Here is a 22,044-nt window from a genome sequence, read left to right as displayed (position 1 = left end):
CATGCGCTGGCAACAGCGGCTGCCGTTGACGGCTGTGGTCATGGCGATCGCACTGGCGCATGTCGCATTGGGCGCCGGAATCGCGGTGATGCTGCTGCGCTGGTGGGCACCCTGGATTGCGGTCGCTGCCGCCACGCTGTGCACGGTGCCGTCGCTGGTCTGGCTGCTGCAGCGCGCATTCGCGCCCTCGCATGCGCTGTTCCGCGCACTCGCCGGCACCGTCGCGAGCTATCGCGACAGCGACTACGGCTTCGGTGTGACGTGGCAGGGCCGCGGAGCGCTGGGCGACCTCGTCGCCGCGCACAACGAACTCGGCGAGACGCTGCGCGCGCAGCGGCTGTCGCTCGTCCAGCGCGAACTGCTGCTCGACACGATGGTGCAGAACACGCCGGTGGCGATGCTGCTGCTCGATCCCGCCGATCGCGTGGTGCATGCCAACCTCGCCGCGCGCCGCGCGCTCGGTGGCGGCCGCAAGCTGGAAGGCCAGATGTTCTCCGCCCTGCTGGCCGACGCGCCGCCCGCACTCGCGGATGCATTCGCACGCGGCGGCGATGGGCTGTTCACCATCGGCGATGGCGAGTCGGAGGAAATCCATCACCTGTCGCGCCGGCACTTCCGCTTGAACGGCCGCCGCCACGAACTGCTGCTGCTGCGGCAGATGACGACTGAACTGCGTCGCCAGGAAGTGCAGACCTGGAAGAAGGTCATCCGCGTCATCAGCCACGAACTCAACAACTCGCTGGCGCCCATCGCCTCGCTCGCGCACTCGGGCGCGGAACTGCTGCGTCGCGGGCAGACCGCGCGACTGCCCGACGCGCTGCGCACGATCGAAGAGCGCGCGCGGCATCTGGAAGGCTTCATCCGCGGCTATGCGCATTTCGCCAAGCTGCCGTCGCCGCGCCGCGAACCGATCCGCTGGCGCGCGTTTCTCGACCAGCTGCGGTCGCAGGTCCCGTTCGTGGATGCCGGTCCGATCGACGACGCTTTCACCGCGTCCTTCGATGCCGCCCAGGTCGAACAGGCGCTGTTGAATCTGCTGCGCAATGCGCACGAAGCCGATGGCGATCCCGCCGCCGTCACGCTTGGACTGCGACGCGCCATGGACGGCTGGCGCATCGACGTGCTCGACCGCGGACCCGGCATGAACGAGGCGGTGCTCGCGAACGCGTTGCTTCCGTTCTATTCGACCAAGCGCAACGGCACCGGTCTCGGCCTGGCGCTCGCGCGCGAGATCGCCGAAGCGCACGGCGGCCGCATCGCCCTGCTCAACCGCGAGGGTGGCGGACTCTGCGTGTCGTTGGTGTTGCCGGACTGATCCGCATCCCGGTCGCAGGCGCCACGTTCGGGCAGAATCGAAGGTCCGTTCCGCGGCGATTCCCGATGCGATTCCGACTCCGCACGCTCGCGCTGCTTCTGCTGTGTCTGGCGACTGCACCCGCATTCGCACAACGCGCGAAGAGTCTCGACGCGGTGCCCGGCCTGCTGACGAGTCCGGAAGCAAAGGCCGTCTGGGCCGAACAGATGGAAGGTCGTCCGGCGCCCGATCATCTCGGCACCCGCGAGCTGGCCGGCCTCGATGCCGGGATGCTGCGTCGGCTGCTGGTCCCCGATGTCGCAGACGGCCGCATCGTGCTGCTCGGCGCGCGACGCTGGGTGCAGCATCCCGGTCATGTGGTCGCACTCGTCTGCTATGGCGACGATGCGCCGCGCAGCACGCCCGCGGAGCCGAGTTGCGAGACCGGGGACACCGCGCAGGTGCTCGGTGTGTTGCGTGTCAGCGATGCGGGCGATGCGCAGCTCGTCGCGCGCCTGCGACTCGACGACGGTATCGCGTGGCCGCTGCTCTCCTGGGGTGGCGAGCAGCCACTGCGAATGGAAGAGGCCGGCGCAGCCGCAATCCCCGAACGTTGGGAGCGCTTCGACCTCGCCGCCTATCGTCTGTCGAATGGAGCACCCGCGCTGGGTCTGCGTGGCGGCTGGTCGGAAGGCTACGCCGGCGGCGGCGCGTTCTATTCGGCGCTGTATCTGTTCGAGTTGCGCGGCGACACCTTGAAGCAGGTGTTCGGCGCGGCGATGTCGATGTATCGCGACATCGCCGGCAGTTGGAACGACGACGGTACCCGTGAGCACGACATCGAGGAATGGGCCGGCGTACTCATTGTCGAACCGCGCGCGCATCACGGCCACCAGGATCTGCGTTTGCGCGAGCGCGGCGGTCGCGGCGGCGATCTCTACCGCTGGTCGCCAACCGCGGACGGCTACAGCCGCGTGGAATGAGGCTCAGCGCTTCTTCGGTCGCGACCAGCCCTCGACGACCGTCTGCCGTCCGCGTGCGACGGCGAGCTTGCCGTCCGGCACGTCGTTGACGATCACCGAACCGGCCGCCGTCGTCGCGTCGTGGCCGATGCGCACCGGCGCGACCAGCGCGGCGTTCGAACCGATAAAGGCGCGGTCGCCGATCACCGTCTTCGACTTGTTCACGCCGTCGTAGTTGCAGGTGATCGTGCCGGCGCCGATGTTGCTGCCGGCGCCGATCTCGGCATCGCCGAGATACGTCAGATGATTGGCCTTGCTGCCGACGCCCAGCGTCGTGTTCTTGGTCTCGACGAAGTTGCCGATGTGCACGCCGTCGGCGAGCACGGTACCCGGCCGCAGGCGCGCGAACGGGCCGATGGTGACCGCGCCTTCCGCGCGCACACCGTCGAGATCGCAGTGCGCACGCACTTCGGTGCCGTCGCCCAGGCCGACGTTCTTCAGGCGACAGAACGGACCCACCCGTACGCCGTCGCCGAGTGCGACCTGCCCTTCGAAGATCACGTCGACGTCGATCTCGACGTCGCTGCCGACGGTGACCTCGCCGCGGATGTCCACGCGCGCCGGATCGGCGAAACGCGCACCGGCCACGCACAGGGCGCGCACCGCGCGCAGCTGCCACGCGCGTTCCAGCTGCGACAGCTGCCAGGGATCGTTCGCACCTTCGGCTTCGAGCGGATCGGCAACCAGCACGATCTGCGCGGCGCTGTACTCGTCGGCGGCCATCGCGAACACATCGGTCAGGTAGTACTCGCCCTGCACGTTGTTGTCCGACGACAGACGCGTCAGCCACGCCTTGAGCGCAGTGGCTTCGGCGGCGAGGATGCCGGTGTTCACCAGATCGATGCGGCGCTGCTCGTCGCTCGCGTCCTTGTGCTCGACGATCGCGCCGACGTGGCCTTCGGGATCACGCACGATGCGGCCGTAGCCGGTCGGATCCTCCAGCTGCGCAGCCAGCACCGCGAGCCGCCCTTCGACCGACACCAGATGACGCAGCGTCTCGGCGCGCAGCAGCGGCACGTCGCCGTAGAGCACCAGCACCTGCGCGCCGTCGGGCACGTCGGGCATCGCCTGGCGCACCGCGTGACCGGTGCCGAGTTGTTCGCGCTGCTCGGACCAGTGCAGATCGGGCTGGTCGGCGAACGCGGCCTGCACCTGCTCGCCGCGATGGCCGTAGACGACGTGGATGCCCGCCGGCTCGAGCGCACGCGCAGCTTCGATGACGTGCCACAGCATCGGCCGCCCGGCGATCTTCTGCAGCACCTTGGGCAGCGACGATTTCATGCGCTTGCCCTCGCCTGCGGCGAGGATGACGACGTGCAGGGGTGCGGTCATGGGAGAACTCTGCGTGGAATGCGGAAATTCTAACGGCGGCGCGGGTAGGATGCCGTCGTCCGCCGCCCGACGGCCTGCCCGATCCACGGAGTCGAACCTGCGATGAGCCTGACCCGACAGGGGCGCGACTACCTGGCGATCGGCCTGTTGCAGTGGCTCGTCGACTGGGGCGTCGTCGTCGGCCTGACCCACTTCGGCTTGCCGGTGGCGCCGGCGAACGTCATCGGCCGCATCACCGGAGCGCTGATCGGCTTCTGGCTCAACGGCAAGCTGACATTCGCCAACGACCGCAACACGGTGGGCACGACGCAGTTCCAGCGTTTCATGATCATGTGGGTGTCGACGACGTTGTTCAGCACCTGGGCACTGACCCAGATCGACGACGTGCTCGGCCTGCGCTGGGTATGGGTCGCGAAGCCGGCGATCGAACTGGCGCTGGGCGCGGTGGGCTTCGTGCTGTCGCGGTACTGGATCTACAAGCGCTGACGCGAAGCCGCGCCACACGCGCTCGCGTCATGGCGTCGCGGGGGTCTGCACATTCGACTGGCGCAGCATCGGCAGCACGAGCTCCAGCGGCAGGGCGGGCACCGTGCCCTGATGGCCCGACACCGTGGTCGCGCGGAACATCGAATTGAGGATCGCCTCCTCGGTGGCATCGGCCACGGCGACAAACAGCGGCGTCATCGCGTCGTTGGACAGCACTTCGACGCGGTGCGTCACCGCATCGGTTGCTCGGCGCACGCCGGGCGCGGTCGAAAACGCGATCACGTAATCGCCCGAACCGTTGCTCATCGAGGCGCCGGTACGGCCGAGTCCGATCAGCGCACGCGTCGCGAGGCGGCGCAGCAGACGATCGTCGAGCGGCGCGTCGGTCGCGACGACGATCATGATGCTGCCGTCGCCGGTCGAAGGCGGCGCTGCATCCGGTGCCAGTGCGAGATAGGCCTGCGGATCCGGCAGCGCGTCGCCCACCGGCACGCCCGCGATGGTGAGGCGTCCACCGAAGTTGCTCTGCACCAGCACGCCGACGGTGTAGCCGCCGGCGTCGGGCGCGATCCGACGCGAACTCGTGCCGATGCCGCCCTTCCACCCGAACGCGATCGTGCCGGTACCTGCGCCGATGCTGCCTTCGTCGACGTTGCCGGTGGATGCGCCATCCAGCGCTGCGCGCACATGCTCGGCGCGCAACGGACGCGCGCGGATGTCATTGAGATATCCATCGTTGGTTTCGCCGACCACCGGATTGATCGAGCGCACCTGTTCCATACCCGGCAGCGCGAGTTGCCGTTCGACGAGAGCATCGGCCGCGCGCCAGACGCCCAGGGTGCCGGCCAGCAGGATCGGGGTTTCCAGTTCGCCGAGTTCCTGCACCTGGGTCACGCCCAGCAACTTGCCGAAACCGTTGCCGACGACGATCGCCGCCGGCACGCGCTCGCGGAAGAGATCACCGGGATGCGGCACGATCGCGGTGACGCCGGTACGCACCGCGTCGCCTTCGATCACGGTGGCATGGCCGACCTGCACGCCGGGCACGTCGACGAGTGCATTGCGCGGTCCGGGTTGCAGCGTGCCGATCACGATGCCGGCATCGCGCGCGCGCGGGCGCGAGGCTTCGGTCGCGAACGCGGACAGCGCCGCCGACAGCAGTGCCGCCGCAACGCAGGCCTTCAGAAGGTGTCGTCCCATCGCATCGCGTCCGCCGCCGTCGATGCGGCCATTGTGGCGCCGGGCCGCGGAAACCGGAATGTGCCGACTCCGGACACGGAAACGCCGGCGCGAGGCCGGCGTTCCAGATGCTGCGTGACGCGATACCTCAGTGCTTGAGGGTCTTGCGCAGACGCTCGAGCGCCTGCAGCTGGACCACGGCCTCGGCCAGCTTCTGCTGGGCCTCGGCGATGTCCATCGCCTCGCCGCGGCCGGCCAGGATGCGCTCGGCCTCGTCCTTGGCCGCTTTCACGGCGGCCTCGTCGATGTCGTCGGCGCGGATCGCGGTGTCGGCCAGGATCGTCACGACCTGCGGCTGCACTTCGAGAATACCGCCGCCGATCGCGAAATCGAGCACTTCGCCGTTGGCCTGGGTCACGACGACCTTGCCCGGCTTCAGGCGCGTGATCAGCGGCGCGTGGCGCGGCGCGATGCCGAGCTCGCCGAGCTCGCCGGTGGCCACGACCATGGTCGCTTCGCCGTGGAAGATCTCGGCTTCTGCGCTGACGATGTCGCAACGGATGGTGGTGGTCATGGCGGTCTCGCTCTGCTCGACGTGTAAGGGGGGAAGCGTAAGAACGGGCGCGTGCGGCGCACGCTCAGGAAGTGAGAGGTCAGGTACTGACGCCTGACACCCTCACGCCCTCACGGCTCTCAGGCCGCGATCTTCTTCGCCTTCTCGACCGCTTCGTCGATGCCGCCGACCATGTAGAACGCCTGCTCGGGCAGGTGGTCGTATTCGCCGTCGACGATGCCCTTGAAGCCGCGGATCGTTTCCTTCAGCGGGACGTACTTGCCCGGCGAACCGGTGAAGACTTCGGCCACGTGGAAAGGCTGCGAGAAGAAGCGCTCGATCTTGCGCGCGCGCGACACGGCCTGCTTGTCTTCTTCCGACAGCTCGTCCATGCCCAGGATCGCGATGATGTCCTTGAGCTCCTTGTACTTCTGCAGCGTCGACTGCACGCGCTGGGCGGTGTCGTAGTGCTCGTTGCCGATGACGTTCGGGTCCATCTGGCGGCTGGTCGAGTCCAGCGGATCGACGGCCGGGTAGATGCCGAGCGAGGCGATGTTGCGGCTCAGCGTCACCGTCGAATCGAGATGGGCGAAGGTCGTCGCCGGCGACGGGTCGGTCAGGTCGTCCGCGGGCACGTAGACGGCCTGGATCGAGGTGATCGAGCCGGACTTCGTCGAGGTGATGCGCTCCTGCAGCACGCCCATTTCCTCGGCGAGCGTCGGCTGGTAGCCCACGGCCGACGGCATGCGGCCGAGCAGCGCCGACACTTCGGTACCGGCCAGCGTGTAGCGGTAGATGTTGTCGACGAACAGCAGCACGTCCTTGCCCTTGCCGGACGCGTCCTTCTCGTCGCGGAAGTACTCGGCCATCGTCAGGCCGGTCAGCGCGACGCGCAGGCGGTTGCCCGGCGGCTCGTTCATCTGGCCGTAGACCATCGCCACCTTGTCGAGGACGTTGGAGTCCTTCATCTCGTGGTAGAAGTCGTTGCCCTCGCGGGTACGCTCGCCCACGCCGGCGAACACCGACAGGCCTTCGTGCGCCTTGGCGATGTTGTTGATGAGCTCCATCATGTTGACGGTCTTGCCGACGCCGGCGCCGCCGAACAGGCCGACCTTGCCGCCCTTGGCGAAGGGACACATCAGGTCGATGACCTTGATGCCGGTTTCCAGCAGCTCGGTGGACGAGGACTGGTCTTCGTACGACGGTGCCGACCGGTGGATTTCCCAGTGGTCGGTGGCTTCGACCGGACCGGCTTCGTCGATCGGGCGACCGAGCACGTCCATGATGCGGCCGAGCGTGCCCGGGCCGACCGGCACCGAGATGCCGCGGTCCGTGTTGGTCGCGATCAGGTTGCGCTTCAGGCCGTCGGTGGAACCGAGCGCGATCGCGCGCACGATGCCGTCACCGAGCTGCTGCTGCACTTCCAGCGTGATCTCCGTGCCTTCGACCTTCAGTGCGTCGTAGACCCTCGGTACTTCGTTGCGCGCGAACTCGATGTCGACGACCGCGCCGATGATCTGAACGATCTTGCCCTGACTCATTGCTGCATTCCTCTAGAAGAATTCTGGTGCGCGTACGGATCAGACCGCTGCGGCGCCGCCGACGATCTCGGAGATTTCCTGGGTGATCGCCGCCTGGCGGGCCTTGTTGTAGACCAGCTTGAGCGTGTCGATCAGCTTGGTGGCGTTGTCGCTCGCGGACTTCATCGCGACCATGCGTGCGGCATGTTCGGAAGCCACGTTCTCCATCACCGCCTGGTACACGAGCGATTCGATGTAACGCGTCAGCACGTGGCCGAGCACCGATTCGGCGTCCGGCTCGTAGATGTAGTCCCAGTCGTGCTTGACCACCTGCGTCTCGGCGGCCGGCAGCGGCAGCAGCTGGTCGAAGCTGGCCTTCTGGGTCATCGTGTTGACGAAGTGGTTGTAGGCGAGGAACACCCGGTCGACGCGGCCGTCGGTGTAGCCGTCGAGCATCACCTTGATGATGCCGACCAGCTGTTCGACTTCCGGCGTGTCGCCGATATGGGTGACGCTGGCGACCATGTCCACCTTCAGGCGGCGGAAGAACACCGTCGCCTTCTGGCCGATGGTCACCACGTCGACCTGCACGCCCTTGTCCTGCCAGGCGCGGATCTCGCCGAGCAGCTTGCGGAACATGTTGTTGTTCAGACCGCCGGCCAGACCGCGATCCGAGGACGCGACGATGTAACCGACGCGCTTGACATCACGCTCGACCAGGTACGGATGCTGGAACTCGGAACTGGCCTGGGCGAGATGCCCGATCAGCTGCTTCATCGCGTTCGCATACGGGCGCGATGCCTTCATCCGATCCTGCGCCTTGCGGATCTTCGACGCGGAGACCATCTCGAGCGCGCGCGTCACCTTGCGGGTGTTCTGCACGCTCTTGATCTTCGTCTTGATTTCTCTGCCGCCTGCCATATCCGCTCGCTTTGCTCGCTTGAGTGAGGGGGTGAAGGGAGCGCCCGCGATGCGGGCTCAGACGTCAGTGGACGCGAAACGCGCGACCTCTGACCCCCTCACTCCTGACCTTCTGACGCCTTACCAGCTACCGGTGGTCTTGAACTCGGAGATGCCCTGCTTGAAGGCGCCTTCGATCTCGTCGTTCCAGCCGCCGGTCTGGTTGATCTTGCCGACCAGCTCGCCCGCGGTGTTGTCGAAATGCGCGTGCAGGCCTTCTTCGAACGCGAGCAGCTTGGCGACCGGCACGTCGTCGAGATACCCCTCGTTGACGGCGTAGATCGTCAGCGCCTGGTGCGCGATCGACATCGGCTTGTACTGCTTCTGCTTCATCAGCTCGGTGACGCGCTGGCCGCGCTCGAGCTGCTTGCGGGTGGCTTCGTCGAGATCCGAGGCGAACTGCGCGAACGCGGCCAGCTCACGGTACTGCGCGAGCGAGATACGGATGCCGCCCGAGAGCTTCTTGATGATCTTGGTCTGCGCCGAACCACCGACGCGCGACACCGAGATACCGGCGTTCACGGCCGGGCGGATGCCGGCGTTGAACAGATCGGTTTCCAGGAAAATCTGGCCGTCGGTGATCGAGATCACGTTGGTCGGCACGAACGCCGAGACGTCGCCGGCCTGCGTTTCGATGATCGGCAGCGCGGTCAGCGAACCGGTCTTGCCGGTCACGGCGCCGTTGGTGAACTTCTCGACATACTCCTCGGACACGCGCGCGGCGCGCTCGAGCAGACGGGAGTGCAGGTAGAACACGTCACCCGGATACGCTTCGCGGCCCGGCGGACGCTTGAGCAGCAGCGAGATCTGGCGGTAGGCGACGGCCTGCTTGGACAGATCGTCGTACACGATCAGCGCGTCTTCGCCGCGGTCCATGAAGTACTCGCCCATGGTGCAGCCGGCGTAGGCCGAGATGTACTGCATCGCGGCCGATTCGGACGCGGTGGCGGCGACGACGACGGTGTGCGCGAGCGCGCCGTTCTCTTCGAGCTTGCGCACGATGTTGGCGACGGTCGAGGCCTTCTGGCCGATCGCCACGTAGACGCACTTGATGCCGGTCGACTTCTGGTTGATCACGGCGTCGATCGCCATCGCGGTCTTGCCGGTCTGGCGGTCGCCGATGAGCAGCTCGCGCTGGCCGCGGCCGATCGGGATCATCGAGTCAACCGACTTGTAGCCGGTCTGCACCGGCTGGTCGACCGACTTGCGCCAGATCACGCCCGGCGCGACGCGCTCGACCGGCGCGCTGAGCTTGGCGTCGATCGGGCCCTTGCCGTCGATCGGCTCGCCCAGCGCGTTGACGACACGGCCGAGCATTTCCGGACCCACCGGCACTTCGAGGATGCGGCCGGTGGTCTTGGCCACGTCACCTTCGCGCAGGTGCTCGTAGTCACCCAGCACCACGGCGCCGACCGAGTCGCGCTCGAGGTTGAGGGCGAGTGCGAACGTGTTGTTCGGCAGTTCGATCATTTCGCCCTGCATCACGTCGGCCAGGCCGTGCAGACGCACGATGCCGTCGGCGACCGAGGTCACGGTGCCTTCGTTGCGCGATTCGGCGCTCAGCTTGACCTTCTCGATGCGGGACTTGATCAGCTCGCTGATCTCGGAAGGATTGAGTTGCGTGGTAGCCATCGGGGGTTCCCTTGAGCCGGCGTTGCCGCCGACGTTGCAATTGAAAATCGTGTCAGTGCGTCAGCGCGGACTGCAGGCGCGCCAGCTTGCCCTTGAGCGAGCCGTCGATCACCACGTCGCCCGCCGAGATCACCGCGCCGCCGATCAGCGATGCGTCCACGGCCGTTTCGACCTGGACTTCGCGACCGAAACGACGCTTGAGCGCGGCGCGGATCTGTTCCACTTCTGCGTCCGGCAACTCGGCTGCCGACGTCACCGTCGCCAGCACGATGTGCTCGGCTTCGGCACGCAGTTCCTCGTACTGGCCGGCAATCTCCGGCAACTGCGCGAGACGGCCGTTGCTGGCCAGCAGCGTGAGGAAGCCGGCGAATTTCTCGTCGGCGCCCTCCGGTGCGAGCAGCGCGACGGCATCGTCGTGCGACAGCGCCGGGTGGCCGAGCAGCGCGGCCGCCTGCGGATCGGCAGCGACGCGGGCCGAGAACGCGAGCGCGTCCGACCACGGCGCGAACTGGCCGCCGTCACGCGCGATCGCGAACGCGGCGCGGGCATACGGACGGGCGATCGTCATGGCCTGGCTCATCGGACTCAGATCTCCGCGGCGAGTTCGTCGAGCAGCGCCTTGTGGGCGTTGGCGTCGATCTCACGCTTGAGCAGACGCTCGGCGCCGGTCACCGCCAGGCTGGAGACCTGACGACGCAGCTCTTCGCGTGCACGGGTGGCCGAGGCCTGGAGTTCGGCGTCGAACATCGCCTTCTGGCGCAGGCCCTCGGTGACCGCTTCGGCCTTGGCGGCCTCGACGATCTGGGTGCCACGCTGGTGGGCCTGTTCGATGATCTCGTTGGCCTTCGCACGCGCGGCCTTGAGTTCCTCGTTGGCGGTTTCCTGGGCCTGCGCGAGGGCGCGCTGGCTGTTGTCCGCCGCGGCCAGACCTTCGGCGATCTTCTTCTGGCGCTCCTCGATGGCACTGAGCAGCGGCGGCCAGATCTTGGTCGCGATGATCCAGATCAGACCGGCGAACGCCAGTGCCTGGGCAATTAGGGTCAGACCGATATTCATGGGCTTGTGACTGCCTGTCGTGAAGGGTTGGGCGCGCGGACGCGCCCCCTGTCATCCACCGGTGCGGTCATGCGCGAGGCACGCACCGCAACCGGAACGCCGGGCGGCTGGATCAGCCCGCGAGCTGCGCGGCGACCGGGCCGATGAACGGCGAAGCGAACGCGAACAGCAGGCCGACGGCGACCGAGATGATGAACGCGGCGTCGATCAGGCCGGCGGTGATGAACATGCGGACCTGCAGCACCGGGATCAGCTCGGGCTGGCGCGCGGCCGACTCGAGGAACTTGCCGGCCATGATGGCCAGGCCCAGACCCGCACCCAGCGCAGCCAGGCCGATCATGATGCCGATGGCCAGAACGGTCGAAGCCTGGATCTGGGCGAACGAGGTCAGTGCGATTTCCATTGTTTTCTCCGGAGCGGATTGCTTGGTAAGGGTGGAACCAGGGATTGGGGTGTCACGAAAGCGGTGTCGCGTGATGCCGGCGATCAGTGGTCGTCTTCAGCCAGGCTGAGGTAGACGATCGACAGCATCATGAAAATGAAGGCCTGCAGCGGAATGACCAGCAGGTGGAACAGCATCCAGCCCAGGCCGAGCACGCCGCCGCCGAGCACGCCCAGCAGGCTCGCGCCGCCGAGGACCCAGATCAGCAGGAACACGATCTCGCCGCCGAACATGTTGCCGAACAGTCGCATCGCCAGCGAAATCGGCTTGCTCAGCCACTCGACGATGTTGAGGATCAGGTTGAACGGCACCATCCACTTGCCGAACGGTGCGAACAGGAACTCCTTCGACATGCCGCCGATGCCCTTGGCACGCAGCGCGAAGAAGATCGTCAGGAAGAACACGCTGATCGACAGGCCCAGCGTCGCGTTGACGTCGGCGGTCGGCACCGGCTTCCAGTAATGCACGCCCAGCAGCTCGAGCGGCTTGGCGATGAAGTCCGCCGGAATCATCTTCAGCAGATTCATCAGCAGGATCCAGAAGAACAGCGTGATCGCGATCGGCGTCACGAGCTTGCTGGAGCCGTGGTACGTGTCGCGGGCCTGCTTGTCGACGAACTCCAGGCAGATCTCCACGAACGCCTGCCACTTGCCCGGCACGCCGGCGGTGGCCTTGCGGGTCGCCATCCAGAATGCGAACACCATCAGGCCGCCCATCAGCAGGGCGGTGATCAGCGTGTCCACGTGCAGCGTCCAGAAGCCGCCTTCGCCGGTCGACGCGGTCAGGTTCTGCAGGTGGTGCTGGATGTAGCTGGTTGGGGTCAGTTCCGCATCAGCTGCCATAAGATCGAAAACCCTGCCTGTGATTGGTTCAGTGCCTGGCCAGAGGCCGGGACATTGCGAGCAACTGCGCGAAGAGCGCGACGATGACCCCGGCGAGCATCGGAACCGGCGACAAACCCGCCATTCCCACGCCCAGCAGCAGAACCGCCACCACCACGACCCACTTCAACGCCACCCCTGCCAGCAGCCGCGCAAGCGCGCCTGTCGACGGATTGACCCCACCCCCCAGCGCGATGACGCTCGACAGCCAGCCCCCGAGTGCGATCGCCGCACCGCCGAGACCCGCCGCCAGCGCCCAGTCGGCTCCCTTTGCGAGGAAGGCGAGCGCCGTCACCGCGACTGCGACCGCCTGCCAGGCGATTGCGCGCTGTGCCAGCCGCCGACCCACTGCGACGGACGTCAACACTTCAAAGGATTCCACTGTCTGGAGGACACGGGGGCGTCGAAACGGCCCCGTCGAGCCGCAAAAGTATAGCAGTGGCGTCATTTGACCCACAACCGGCGGAGGTCCTGTTTCGGAATCCGCCGCACACCGGCCCCGGGAGACGACCCCGGCGACTGCGCATTCACAATTTTCAGTGGATTTATTCGCGTTCGGCCGGAACTTCCGCCCGCCGGGCGAGTCGTATCTGTGTGTCCGATCTGCCGTCCTTCCTCGTCGGTCCCGTCTGCAGATCGTCACCCCGAGCCCCGGCCCGCCCGCCGGGGCTCTTTTTTTGGGCGCCACGCCTGTGTCGCGTCGGGAACGGAAGCGAACGTCGGTCACATGACGACTTCACGTCGGAAAGACTGCGGTTTAACGAACATCGCACGCCTCTCCCAGGAAGACTCCCCCGATGTCACGACCCGCGTCCCGCTTCGCCCTTGCCCTGCTCTCCACCGCCATCCTCGCCACCTTCGCCACCGCGGCGCAGGCGCAGAGCCGTGACGACCGCTTCGTGCTGCGCCTGAGCGCGTTCAATCCGGAAGCCGAACTGGGCTTCTCCGGCGACGGCACGGTCACCGACGGCAGCGACACCGCGACATTCGGCTTCGACGAAAGCTTCGACACCGGCCGCGAATGGCGTCCGCGCGGCGCGATCGGTTTCCGCATCAGCGACCGCCAGGCACTGATCGGCAATTTCTACGACTACCGCCGCGACGAAACCTGGGAGTACGGCGGGAACGTGCTCGACACCGGCACGATCATCCCGGGCGGCGACGCGATCGAGATTCCGGGCGCGCGCATCGACGGGCGCCTGTCGTTCCGACTGGCGAACCTCAATTACGAATACGCCGTCGTCAAGAACGACAGCTTCGAGTGGGGCCTGGGCTTGGGCGTGACCTACGCCAAGCTCGAAGCCACCGCCAACGGCGCTTCGACCGGCACCGATCTGCTGGATCCCGAATTCGAGAGCGTGGGCTGGGAGCGCGACGGCGTGTCGCCGGGCCTGCACACCCGCCTGACCTGGACGCCGGCCGAGCGCTGGACCGTTGGTCTGGAAGCCCAGTATCTGGATACGACCTGGGGCAACATCCTCGACGAGGAAGGCCACTTCGAGCGCGGCGGCCTGCTGGTCGAATACATGGTCAGCGAGCGCGTCGGCATCCACGTCGGCTACGACTGGTTCCGCCTGAAGCTCAAGGACCAGTACCGCGGCACCGCGCGCGCACCGGACGGCATCGACGCAGGTCCGTTCCCGTATTCGGGCAACGTGACCGGCGATCTGAAGGTCCACGGCCCGATGGCCGGCGTGACGTTCCGCTTCTGAGTGCAAGCACCGATCCGCGCGCCGGACGACACGGCGTGCGGACATGGAAAAGCCCCGGCATGCCGGGGCTTTTTCGTTGGCGCGGACGTGCTGGCCTGCGCGCTTACTTCTTCTTCGGGATGTACAGGTCGGTGATCGTGCCGTCGAACACTTCCGCCGCCATCGCCACCGATTCGCTGAGCGTGGGATGCGGATGGATGGTGTGGCCGATGTCGGCGACTTCGGCGCCCATCTCGATCGCCAGACCGGCTTCGGCGATCAGATCGCCCGCATGTACGCCGACGATGCCGGCGCCGACGATGCGATGTGTGGCCTCGTCGAAGATCAGCTTGGTGAAACCCTCGGTGCGGCCGATGCCGATCGCGCGACCGCTGGCCGCCCACGGGAACTTGCCCACGCCGACCTTCAGGCCCTTGGCCTTGGCTTCGGTCTCGGTGATGCCGACCCACGCGATTTCCGGATCGGTGTAGGCGACCGACGGAATCACCCGCGCCACCCATTCCTTCTTCTCGCCGGCGGCGACTTCGGCCGCGAGCTTGCCCTCGTGCGTCGCCTTGTGCGCCAGCATCGGCTGGCCAACGAGATCGCCGATCGCGAAGATGTGCGGCACGTTGGTGCGCATCTGCGCGTCGACGGCGATGAAACCGCGATCCGACACGCGCACGCCGGCCTTGTCGGCGGCGATCTTGCCGCCGTTCGGCGTGCGGCCCACGGCCACCAGCACGCGGTCGAAGGTCTTCGTGTCCGGAATGCTCTCGCCGTCGAAGACGACGTCGATGCCGTTCTTGGCTGCCTTGGCTTCGACGACCTTGGTCTTGAGGTGCGCGGACACGCCCTGCTTCTTCAGGCGATCGGCGAGCGGCTTGACCAGATCCTTGTCAGCGCCGGGCATCAGCTGGTCGGCGAGCTCGACCACGGTCACCTCCGAGCCGAGCGCGTGATAGACCGTCGCCATCTCCAGACCGATGATGCCGCCGCCGACGACGAGCAGCTTCTTCGGCGTTTCGGCCAGTTCCAGCGCGTCGGTCGAATCCATGACGCGCGGGTCGTCCCACGGGAAGCCGGGGAGCTTCAGCGCCTGCGAACCGGCGGCGATGATGCATTGCTCGAAACGCACGAGTTGGGTCTTGCCGTCGCTGCCGGTGACTTCGATCTCGTTCGGCGACACGAACAGGCCTTCGCCGGTGACCACGCGCACCTTGCGCTGCTTGGCCATGCCGGTGAGGCCCTTGGTCAGCTGGCCGACCACTTTTTCCTTGTAACCGCGCAGCTTGTCGAGGGCGATCGTCGGCGCGCCGAAGTCGACGCCGTAGTCGCTGGCGTGCTTGGCCTGGTCGATGACCTCGGCCGCGTGCAACAGCGCCTTGGACGGAATACAGCCGACATTGAGGCAGACACCGCCGAGCGTTTCGTAGCGTTCGATCAGCACGGTGTCGAGGCCGAGATCGGCCGCGCGGAACGCGGCGGTGTACCCACCGGGGCCGGAGCCGAGCACGACGATGCGGCATTCGACATCGGCCTGGCGGCCCGAGGACGGTGCGGCCTTGACCGCTTCGGGTTCGGCCGGCGCCGCAGGCGAACGCGCGACCGGCGGATTGCTGCCGGGCGCGTCGCTCTTCTTCGCCGGCGCGTCTGCCTTCTTCTCGGGCGCGGCGGCGTTCGCGTCGGCGGCAGGCGCATCGCCCGCGCCTTCGACTTCGATCACCGCGACCACGCTGCCTTCCGACAGCGTGTCGCCGACCTTGACCTTCAGTTCCTTGATGACGCCCGCGCTCGAGGCCGGCACTTCCATCGTGGCCTTGTCCGATTCCAGCGTGACCAGGCTCTGGTCCTTGGCGACGGTCTCGCCGATGGCGACCAGCACCTCGATCACCGGCACGTCGTCGTAGCCGCCGATGTCGGGGACTTTCACTTCGAGGGTCTGGGCCATCACGGGTTCTCCGGAGTCTGTTGCGTGGGGTCCGACGCCGCGATGCGCGACGCCGGGCGGCGGGCCCAGGTCAGCGAATACAGATCGTGGCGGCGGTCGTTGAGGTTCTGCACGGTGCCGTCGTTGCGGGCGACGACGAGATCGTTGAGACGCAGGTCGGCGAACGCGACCTGCTCGACGTTCGGCGTGGTGTCGGCGGCGATGCCGTCACGCGCGAACGGAAAATCGCAGGGCGTCAGGATGCAGCTCTGCGCGTACTGGATGTCGAAGTTGTTGACGCCCGGCAGATTGCCGACGTTGCCCGACAACACCACGTAACACTGGTTCTCGACGGCGCGCGCCTGCGAGCAGTAGCGCACGCGCAGATAGCCTTCGCGGGTGTCGGTGCAGAACGGCACGAACAGGATCATCGCGCCCTGGTCGACCAGATGGCGGCCGAGTTCGGGGAACTCGCTGTCGTAGCAGATCATGACGCCGATCGGCCCGCAGTCGGTCATGATCGCCCGTGCGCTGTCGCCGCCGCCGATGCCCCACCAGGTGCGCTCGTTGGGCGTGGGATGCAGCTTGTCGCGCGTGTGCAGCGAGCCGTCGCGCAGGGCGACGTAGCAGATGTTGCGCACCTTCGCGTCAGGGCCGTCACTGGTCCGCGTGGGATGCGAGCCGCCGATGATGTTGATGTTGTGGCGCACCGCCAGTTCGCTGAGCAGCGTCGCGAAACGCTCGGTGTACCCCGTCAGCGCGAGCAGCGAATCCTGCGGCGACAGCGGCTTGTTCTCCACCGACAGCAACTGCAGCGTGAAGAGCTCCGGGAACACGACGAAATCGGCGCGGTAATCGGCGGCGATGTCGACGAAGTACTCGACCTGGGTGGCGAATTCCTCGAACGAGCCCACGCGGCGCTGCTGGTACTGCACGGTCGCCACGCGCACCGAATCGGGCAGCTGGCGCGCGGTGCCGGTGGTACGCACGTTCGGATCGATCTTGGGATTGCGCCACACCAGATGCGCGGCGTAGCCGCGCGATTCGCGGTCGGCCGGCTGGTAGTTGCGCAGCAGGCCGATGAACTCGAACCCGTTGCTGAGCTGGAAGCTCAGCGCGCGATCGCGGATGCGGCCTGCGCGCACGTCGGCGACATAGGCGTGCGCATCGTTGCCGTACGCCTTGGCGCGGCGCGAGAAGCCCGGCAGGCGGCCGCCGAACACGATGCCCTTGAGACCGAGCTCCTGGCACAGCCGCTTGCGCAGCTCGTACAGCCGGCGGCCGATGCGCAGACCGCGGTACGCGGGATCCACGCAGACTTCCATGCCGTAGAGCCAGTCGCCGGTGGTCAGATGGCGCGCGCCATACCCGCCGCCCGAAATCTCGGTCCAGCGATGCGGCGCCATGGCGCTCGCTTCATCGATGCGGAACGTCGCGCAGTAGCCGACCGCGACGTCCTCGTAGCACGCGACGAACACGCCCTGCGGGAACTGCGCGATCTGGCCGGTGAGCATCTCGGCGGTGTAACCGCCTTCCTCGCCGTAGACCGTATCCGACAGCGCGACGATCGCCGGAATGTCGGCGACCGTCGCATGGCGGACGGTCAGCCGCGCTTTCTCTCGCGTGGTGTCGCTGGTCACCGGCACGCTTACAGCAGCACGCGACGCATGTCGCCGAGCAGCTGCGCCAGCGTCGCGGTGAAGCGCGCCGCGGCGGCGCCATCGATCACGCGGTGGTCGTAGGACAGCGACAGCGGCAGGGTCAGGCGCGGCTGGAAGGCCTTGCCGTCCCAGACCGGCTTCATCGCCGACTTCGACACGCCGAGGATCGCGACTTCCGGTGCGTTGACGATCGGCGTGAAGCTGGTACCGCCGATGCCGCCGAGCGAGCTGATCGAGAAGCAGCCACCCTGCATGTCGGCCGGGCCGAGCTTGCCGTCGCGCGCCTTCTTCGCCAGCGCGGACATCTCCTGCGAGATCTCCATGACGCCCTTCTTGTCGGCATCGCGGATCACCGGAACGACGAGGCCGTTGGGCGTGTCGGCGGCGAAGCCGATGTGGAAGTACTTCTTGAGCGTCAGGTTCTCGCCGGTCGCGTCGAGCGAGCTGTTGAAGCGCGGGTACTGCTTGAGCACCGCCACCGAGGCCTTTATCAGGAACGCGAGCATGGTCAGCTTGACGCCGGCCTTCTCGTTTTCCTTGTTGAGCTGCACACGCAGCGCTTCGAGGTCGGTGATGTCGGCATCGTCGTGCTGCGTGACGTGCGGGATCATCGCCCAGTTGCGCGCGAGGTTGGTCGCCGAGATCTTCTGGATGCGGCCCAGTTCCTGGACCTCGATCTCGCCGAACTTCGCGAAATCGACCTTCGGCCACGGCAGCAGGTTGAGACCGCCACCCGCCGCTGCCGGCGCACCGGAAGCGGCCTTCGCGCCGCCGCTCTGCAGGGCACTCTTGACGAAGGACTGCACGTCCTCGCGGAGGATGCGGCCGCCCTTGGCGCTGCCCTTGAGCTGGGTCAGATCGACGCCGAGCTCGCGTGCGAACAGGCGCACCGCCGGGCTGGCGTACGGCACCTTGTCGGGGAAGATCGCATCGGCGTCGAACCGCACCGGCGGATTGCCACCGCCCGGCGCGCGATGCGCGATCGAGGCTTCGGCGATCTTGTCGGGCTTGGCCTGTGCCGCCACCGGCTCGATCTTATTGTCATCGGTGCCCTTGGCCGGCGCGGCGGCCGGTGCGGACGCCTCGGCAGGCGCATCGCCTGCGGCTTCGATGATCGCGACCACGGCGCCTTCCGACAGCGTATCGCCGACCTTGACCTTCAGTTCCTTGATGACGCCGGCGACCGCGGCCGGGACTTCCATCGTGGCCTTGTCCGATTCCAGCGTGATCAGGCCCTGGTCCTTCTCGACCGTGTCGCCGACCGCGACCAGCACTTCGATCACCGGCACGTCGTCGTAGCCGCCGATGTCCGGGACCTTCGACTCCTGCGCGCCGCCACCACCGGACTGCGCCTTGGGCGCCTCGGTCTTCGCGGCCGGTGCGGCTTTCCCGGCAGCCGGCGTGTTGGCAGCCTTCGGGGCTTCGCTCTTCGCGGGCGCTTCGGCCTTCGCCGGCGTCTCCGCCTGGGCACCGCCGCCCTCGGCCTCGATGATCGCGACCACGCCGCCTTCCGACAGCGTGTCGCCGACCTTGACCTTCAGTTCCTTGATCACGCCCGCGAACGGCGCCGGCACTTCCATCGTGGCCTTGTCCGATTCGAGCGTGACCAGCCCCTGGTCGACCGACACCGTATCGCCGACGGCGACCAGCACCTCGATCACCGGGACATCGTCAAACCCGCCAATGTCGGGAACGCGTGCTTCTTTCAGGTCGGCCATGCGGCCCTCCGGGCATCTCGTGACCCGCTATTGTGCGGCCCAGCCGGGTTTGCGCCAACTGTTGCATCGCGTACGGACGCGCATGGCAGCGCGTTCGCGCGCGCCCGCCGTCGATGACGGAACGCTGCGTCGCGATCATGGCGTTCGACGTGCGTACATGCAGTTTCCGGCGCTTGCATCGCGCGGAAGTCGCATCGACAGGCACTCGCGGATGAACCACGCAATCGGGTTCCCGAAGACCTCGTGAAGCGTTGCGAACGCTTCAGAAATCGCAAATCGCGGATTCAGCTTTCGATTGCGAGCATGGCGCCGCCTTCCCGCAGAGGAAGGTCGCAGCGCTGCCCCCCACGCCGCGACATGCCGCAACGCTGGACCCGCCACACGGTCCGGCCTTCAAGAAGGAGCACACCCCATGCTGAAGTCCAACAAGCGCGTTCTTGCCCTTGCCACCCTGGCCAGCTTTGCCGTCTCGTCGGTCGCGTTCGCCCAGGACGCCGGTGACACCGCGTCCGGCAAGCGCTTCTCGGTCGTCGGCGGCGCCACCCTGCTCGAGCCGACCAACCGCAGTGCCAACGACGGCGTCGAAGTCGACGGCGGCCCGGCGCCGACCGCATCGGTGTCGTACAACTTCACCGACAACATCAGCGCCGAACTGTGGGGCGCGCTCGACAAGTTCGATCACCGCGTCCGCAACGACGCCGGCAAGGTCGGCACCGTCGAGCAGCAGCCGATCGCGCTGAGCGGCCAGTACCATTTCGGCCAGGCCGACAACACCTTCCGCCCGTTTGTGGGTCTGGGCTATCACCACTCCAACATCAGCGGTGAAGACCTCAACCCCGGTGGCGAGCACGTCAGCCTGTCCACGCCGAAGGGCGCGATCGGCACGGTCGGCGTCGACATGAACATCACCCCCACCTGGTTCGCCCGTGCCGATGCGCGTTATCTGCGCAGCCGCGCGGACGTGAACCAGGCCGGCGTGTCCACCGGTCAGGAGCTCAAGCTCGACCCGTGGACCGTGGGTGTCGGTATCGGCGCACGTTTCTGATCTCTCTCCCAGAGTCGTGTGTCACGGAAGACCCGCTTCGGCGGGTCTTTTTTTATGCGGCATTTCGATGCGTACGATGCGCACGCCTGGCGGTTACAGCCAGCGCCCCAGCCGCCACTGCAGCAGCACCGCGTACATCGCGTGATAGCCGACCACGAGCCCGGCGACCGCGAACAGGCCGGCCGGCTCGCCGAGCGGCCCCCACGCGGCGAGCGCCGCGTAGTCGCCGCGCATGCGCTCCCAGGCCTGCCAGATACCGGCGAACACGCGCGCGACGACGACCAGCGTCAGCGCCAGCACCAGCCAGCGGTTCGGCGTGTACCAGACCTGGCCGGGACGATGCTCGACGCGCGTCAGCGCCCAGCCCAGACCCCCGAGCGCCAGTCCGGCGAACACGCCGAGCGCGGCGTACGGAAACGCGTGATCGACGAACAGCTGGGCGATGCCCATGCCGCCGAGGAACACCAGCGCGGATGCCGGAATCAGCCAGGCATTGAGCCGGGTCAGCCAGCGCGGCGGACGCCGGCGCGAGGTGCCGATGCGATAGCGGTTCCACAGCGCCAGCGGCCACAGCAGAAGCAGCAGCGCGAAGATGACGAGCAGGACCACGGCGAGCAACAGAAGAGGCATGGCGGTGTCGCGGATTCCGGCGTGTCGAAGGCGTCATGATCGGCGATCCAGCGCGCGACCACGATGAAAAGGGGCGCCTAGGGCCGCGGCGTGCCGTCGAGGCGCTTGATCTCGGCGTCCACCGTCCCGGCATCGGACAGCACTTTCTCGCGGCGGAACATGTACAGCCCGCTGGCGACGATGATGCCGGCGCCCAACCACGTCATGCCGTCGGGCAGCACCTGCCAGACGAACAGATCCAGCAGCACCACCCACAGCAGCGCGGTGTACTCCAGCGGCGCGACCTGGCTCGCTTCGCCCAGCCGGAACGCGTGCGTCAGCCCGACCTGCCCCAGCGCACCGGTCACGCCGATCAGCGCGAGCACCCACCCGTGTTCGCGCTGCAGCGGTTGCCAGTCCGGCCACGCCAGCGCACCGGCGAACACCGCCATCAGCACCAGGAACCAGAACACCAGCGCCTCGGGACTGTCGCGCTGCGCGAGCTTGCGTACGGTGATCGATGCGATGGCGTAACACAGCGCGCCGCCGACGACCGACAGCCCGGCCAGCGTCGCCATGCCCTCGCCCGTGGGCCGCAGCACGACCAGCACGCCGACCACGCCGAGCGCGATCGCCGTCCAGCGTCGCGGCCCGACCTTCTCGCCCAGCAGTGGCACCGCCAGCGCGGTGACCATCAGCGGCGACACGAAGACGATCGCGTAGGCCGTCGACAGCGGCATCCGCGCCAGGCCGTAGACGAAGCCGGCGATCATGCCGACGCCCAGAATTCCGCGGAGCAGATGCAGCGGCCAGTGGATGCGCAGCAGCGTGCCCGCGCGTCCGCGCAGCAGCAGCCAGCCGATGATCAGCGGCAGCGTCGCCAGGCTGCGGAAGGTCGCGACCTGGAACGCGGAATAGTCGTTGGCGATCCACTTCATGCCCGCGTCCATGCCGGCGAACGCGAGCACGGCGAACAGCATCCACAGTGCGGCGGCGCGGGCGTGGGTGGGAGCGGCGGAAGCGGACATGACGG

21 protein-coding genes are annotated in these 22,044 nt (G+C 67.3%); 5 read left to right on the top strand and 16 right to left on the bottom strand.

The annotated features are described in order from the left end of the window. Window position 1: 1 nt before the first annotated feature. Both V3391_RS09305 and V3391_RS09300 read left to right on the top strand, forming a co-directional pair. Window positions 2–1,315, top strand: a complete 1,314-nt coding sequence (locus V3391_RS09305) for a sensor histidine kinase (RefSeq protein WP_425497232.1) — start codon at window positions 2–4, stop codon at window positions 1,313–1,315. A 65-nt stretch (window positions 1,316–1,380) separates the two neighbouring features. Then, window positions 1,381–2,277 carry a hypothetical protein gene (locus V3391_RS09300; protein WP_332078144.1) on the top strand — a complete coding sequence of 299 codons (897 nt, stop codon included), beginning with the start codon at window positions 1,381–1,383 and terminating at the stop codon, window positions 2,275–2,277. A 3-nt stretch (window positions 2,278–2,280) separates the two neighbouring features. On the opposite strand, the gene glmU is transcribed toward V3391_RS09300, so the two are convergent. Further along, the gene (gene glmU, locus V3391_RS09295) at window positions 2,281–3,648 is read right to left on the bottom strand and encodes a bifunctional UDP-N-acetylglucosamine diphosphorylase/glucosamine-1-phosphate N-acetyltransferase GlmU (RefSeq protein WP_332078143.1); all 1,368 of its coding nucleotides are present in this window, start codon (window positions 3,646–3,648) and stop codon (window positions 2,281–2,283) included. Window positions 3,649–3,750: 102 nt separating this feature from the next. Between glmU and V3391_RS09290 the strand changes: the two genes are divergently transcribed. Continuing rightward, window positions 3,751–4,134, top strand: a complete 384-nt coding sequence (locus V3391_RS09290; RefSeq protein ID WP_232137405.1) for a GtrA family protein — start codon at window positions 3,751–3,753, stop codon at window positions 4,132–4,134. Between the two features lie 27 nt (window positions 4,135–4,161). Here the strand turns inward: V3391_RS09290 and V3391_RS09285 are convergent, their stop codons facing one another. The 10 genes from V3391_RS09285 to V3391_RS09240 form a co-directional block, all read right to left on the bottom strand. Next, window positions 4,162–5,334 carry a DmpA family aminopeptidase gene (locus V3391_RS09285; protein WP_332078142.1) on the bottom strand — a complete coding sequence of 391 codons (1,173 nt, stop codon included), beginning with the start codon at window positions 5,332–5,334 and terminating at the stop codon, window positions 4,162–4,164. Window positions 5,335–5,461: 127 nt separating this feature from the next. After that, window positions 5,462–5,887 (bottom strand): F0F1 ATP synthase subunit epsilon, encoded by a 426-nt coding sequence (locus V3391_RS09280; RefSeq protein ID WP_332078141.1) that lies wholly within the window; start codon window positions 5,885–5,887, stop codon window positions 5,462–5,464. Between the two features lie 119 nt (window positions 5,888–6,006). Next, window positions 6,007–7,407 carry a F0F1 ATP synthase subunit beta gene (gene atpD / locus V3391_RS09275; RefSeq protein ID WP_332078140.1) on the bottom strand — a complete coding sequence of 467 codons (1,401 nt, stop codon included), beginning with the start codon at window positions 7,405–7,407 and terminating at the stop codon, window positions 6,007–6,009. A gap of 39 nt (window positions 7,408–7,446) precedes the next feature. Beyond that, window positions 7,447–8,307, bottom strand: a complete 861-nt coding sequence (atpG, locus tag V3391_RS09270) for a F0F1 ATP synthase subunit gamma (RefSeq protein WP_332078139.1) — start codon at window positions 8,305–8,307, stop codon at window positions 7,447–7,449. 120 nt (window positions 8,308–8,427) lie between these two features. After that, window positions 8,428–9,978, bottom strand: coding sequence for a F0F1 ATP synthase subunit alpha (gene atpA / locus V3391_RS09265; RefSeq protein WP_332078138.1), 1,551 nt, complete (start codon window positions 9,976–9,978; stop codon window positions 8,428–8,430). Window positions 9,979–10,030: 52 nt separating this feature from the next. After that, window positions 10,031–10,558, bottom strand: a complete 528-nt coding sequence (locus V3391_RS09260) for a F0F1 ATP synthase subunit delta (RefSeq protein ID WP_232116622.1) — start codon at window positions 10,556–10,558, stop codon at window positions 10,031–10,033. Between the two features lie 5 nt (window positions 10,559–10,563). Further along, window positions 10,564–11,034 (bottom strand): F0F1 ATP synthase subunit B, encoded by a 471-nt coding sequence (locus V3391_RS09255; protein ID WP_232137414.1) that lies wholly within the window; start codon window positions 11,032–11,034, stop codon window positions 10,564–10,566. Between the two features lie 112 nt (window positions 11,035–11,146). Next, complete coding sequence (gene atpE, locus V3391_RS09250; RefSeq protein ID WP_159681455.1) at window positions 11,147–11,437, bottom strand: F0F1 ATP synthase subunit C; 291 nt, start codon at window positions 11,435–11,437, stop codon at window positions 11,147–11,149. 83 nt (window positions 11,438–11,520) lie between these two features. Beyond that, complete coding sequence (gene atpB / locus V3391_RS09245) at window positions 11,521–12,318, bottom strand: F0F1 ATP synthase subunit A (RefSeq protein ID WP_332078137.1); 798 nt, start codon at window positions 12,316–12,318, stop codon at window positions 11,521–11,523. A gap of 28 nt (window positions 12,319–12,346) precedes the next feature. Further along, complete coding sequence (locus tag V3391_RS09240) at window positions 12,347–12,724, bottom strand: ATP synthase subunit I (protein ID WP_332078136.1); 378 nt, start codon at window positions 12,722–12,724, stop codon at window positions 12,347–12,349. 430 nt (window positions 12,725–13,154) lie between these two features. On the opposite strand from V3391_RS09240, the gene V3391_RS09235 reads away from it, so the two are divergent. Continuing rightward, window positions 13,155–14,069, top strand: a complete 915-nt coding sequence (locus tag V3391_RS09235; protein WP_332078135.1) for a TonB-dependent receptor — start codon at window positions 13,155–13,157, stop codon at window positions 14,067–14,069. 103 nt (window positions 14,070–14,172) lie between these two features. Here V3391_RS09235 and lpdA read toward each other — a convergent pair whose 3' ends face one another. From lpdA to aceF, 3 genes are read right to left on the bottom strand one after another with little or no spacing between them, the layout of a single operon-like run. Continuing rightward, complete coding sequence (gene lpdA, locus V3391_RS09230; protein ID WP_332078134.1) at window positions 14,173–15,999, bottom strand: dihydrolipoyl dehydrogenase; 1,827 nt, start codon at window positions 15,997–15,999, stop codon at window positions 14,173–14,175. Further along, the gene (locus V3391_RS09225) at window positions 15,999–17,618 is read right to left on the bottom strand and encodes a GNAT family N-acetyltransferase (RefSeq protein WP_332078133.1); all 1,620 of its coding nucleotides are present in this window, start codon (window positions 17,616–17,618) and stop codon (window positions 15,999–16,001) included. Before V3391_RS09225 ends, lpdA begins: the two co-directional genes overlap by 1 nt. A gap of 8 nt (window positions 17,619–17,626) precedes the next feature. Beyond that, on the bottom strand, window positions 17,627–19,357 hold the full coding sequence (aceF, locus tag V3391_RS09220; protein ID WP_332078132.1) for a dihydrolipoyllysine-residue acetyltransferase: 1,731 nt from the start codon (window positions 19,355–19,357) through the stop codon (window positions 17,627–17,629). 412 nt (window positions 19,358–19,769) lie between these two features. Here aceF and V3391_RS09215 point away from each other — a divergent pair, with 412 nt between their 5' ends. Continuing rightward, complete coding sequence (locus tag V3391_RS09215) at window positions 19,770–20,402, top strand: OmpW/AlkL family protein (protein ID WP_232137421.1); 633 nt, start codon at window positions 19,770–19,772, stop codon at window positions 20,400–20,402. Between the two features lie 93 nt (window positions 20,403–20,495). Here the strand turns inward: V3391_RS09215 and V3391_RS09210 are convergent, their stop codons facing one another. Both V3391_RS09210 and V3391_RS09205 read right to left on the bottom strand, forming a co-directional pair. Next, window positions 20,496–21,032: a DUF1453 domain-containing protein gene (locus tag V3391_RS09210; RefSeq protein ID WP_332078131.1), complete on the bottom strand. Its 537-nt coding sequence runs from the start codon at window positions 21,030–21,032 to the stop codon at window positions 20,496–20,498. 77 nt (window positions 21,033–21,109) lie between these two features. Beyond that, a complete protein-coding gene (locus V3391_RS09205; RefSeq protein WP_332078130.1) occupies window positions 21,110–22,039 on the bottom strand; it encodes a DMT family transporter in 930 nt (309 codons plus the stop codon). Window positions 22,040–22,044 lie beyond the last annotated feature (5 nt).

Origin of the sequence: Luteimonas flava (genome assembly GCF_036584485.1) — a bacterium.
In the GTDB taxonomy this organism is placed as follows: Bacteria; Pseudomonadota; Gammaproteobacteria; order Xanthomonadales; family Xanthomonadaceae; genus Luteimonas; species Luteimonas flava.
Note: the sequence above shows the minus strand (reverse complement) of the source record. Positions and strands in the feature narration are given on the sequence as shown.

What these genes read in the sequence shown, in the direction of transcription:
- V3391_RS09235 (WP_332078135.1), top strand. Translation starts at nt 13,155, where the DNA reads ATGTCACGACCCGCGTCCCGCTTCGCCCTTGCCCTGCTCTCCACCGCC.
- V3391_RS09210 (WP_332078131.1), bottom strand. Translation starts at nt 21,032, where the DNA reads ATGCCTCTTCTGTTGCTCGCCGTGGTCCTGCTCGTCATCTTCGCGCTG.
- V3391_RS09205 (WP_332078130.1), bottom strand. Translation starts at nt 22,039, where the DNA reads ATGTCCGCTTCCGCCGCTCCCACCCACGCCCGCGCCGCCGCACTGTGG.
- atpA (WP_332078138.1), bottom strand. Translation starts at nt 9,978, where the DNA reads ATGGCTACCACGCAACTCAATCCTTCCGAGATCAGCGAGCTGATCAAG.
- V3391_RS09290 (WP_232137405.1), top strand. Translation starts at nt 3,751, where the DNA reads ATGAGCCTGACCCGACAGGGGCGCGACTACCTGGCGATCGGCCTGTTG.
- glmU (WP_332078143.1), bottom strand. Translation starts at nt 3,648, where the DNA reads ATGACCGCACCCCTGCACGTCGTCATCCTCGCCGCAGGCGAGGGCAAG.
- V3391_RS09260 (WP_232116622.1), bottom strand. Translation starts at nt 10,558, where the DNA reads ATGAGCCAGGCCATGACGATCGCCCGTCCGTATGCCCGCGCCGCGTTC.
- V3391_RS09285 (WP_332078142.1), bottom strand. Translation starts at nt 5,334, where the DNA reads ATGGGACGACACCTTCTGAAGGCCTGCGTTGCGGCGGCACTGCTGTCG.
- V3391_RS09255 (WP_232137414.1), bottom strand. Translation starts at nt 11,034, where the DNA reads ATGAATATCGGTCTGACCCTAATTGCCCAGGCACTGGCGTTCGCCGGT.
- V3391_RS09305 (WP_425497232.1), top strand. Translation starts at nt 2, where the DNA reads ATGCGCTGGCAACAGCGGCTGCCGTTGACGGCTGTGGTCATGGCGATC.
- V3391_RS09280 (WP_332078141.1), bottom strand. Translation starts at nt 5,887, where the DNA reads ATGACCACCACCATCCGTTGCGACATCGTCAGCGCAGAAGCCGAGATC.
- atpG (WP_332078139.1), bottom strand. Translation starts at nt 8,307, where the DNA reads ATGGCAGGCGGCAGAGAAATCAAGACGAAGATCAAGAGCGTGCAGAAC.
- aceF (WP_332078132.1), bottom strand. Translation starts at nt 19,357, where the DNA reads ATGGCCGACCTGAAAGAAGCACGCGTTCCCGACATTGGCGGGTTTGAC.
- atpD (WP_332078140.1), bottom strand. Translation starts at nt 7,407, where the DNA reads ATGAGTCAGGGCAAGATCGTTCAGATCATCGGCGCGGTCGTCGACATC.
- atpB (WP_332078137.1), bottom strand. Translation starts at nt 12,318, where the DNA reads ATGGCAGCTGATGCGGAACTGACCCCAACCAGCTACATCCAGCACCAC.
- lpdA (WP_332078134.1), bottom strand. Translation starts at nt 15,999, where the DNA reads ATGGCCCAGACCCTCGAAGTGAAAGTCCCCGACATCGGCGGCTACGAC.
- V3391_RS09215 (WP_232137421.1), top strand. Translation starts at nt 19,770, where the DNA reads ATGCTGAAGTCCAACAAGCGCGTTCTTGCCCTTGCCACCCTGGCCAGC.
- atpE (WP_159681455.1), bottom strand. Translation starts at nt 11,437, where the DNA reads ATGGAAATCGCACTGACCTCGTTCGCCCAGATCCAGGCTTCGACCGTT.
- V3391_RS09300 (WP_332078144.1), top strand. Translation starts at nt 1,381, where the DNA reads ATGCGATTCCGACTCCGCACGCTCGCGCTGCTTCTGCTGTGTCTGGCG.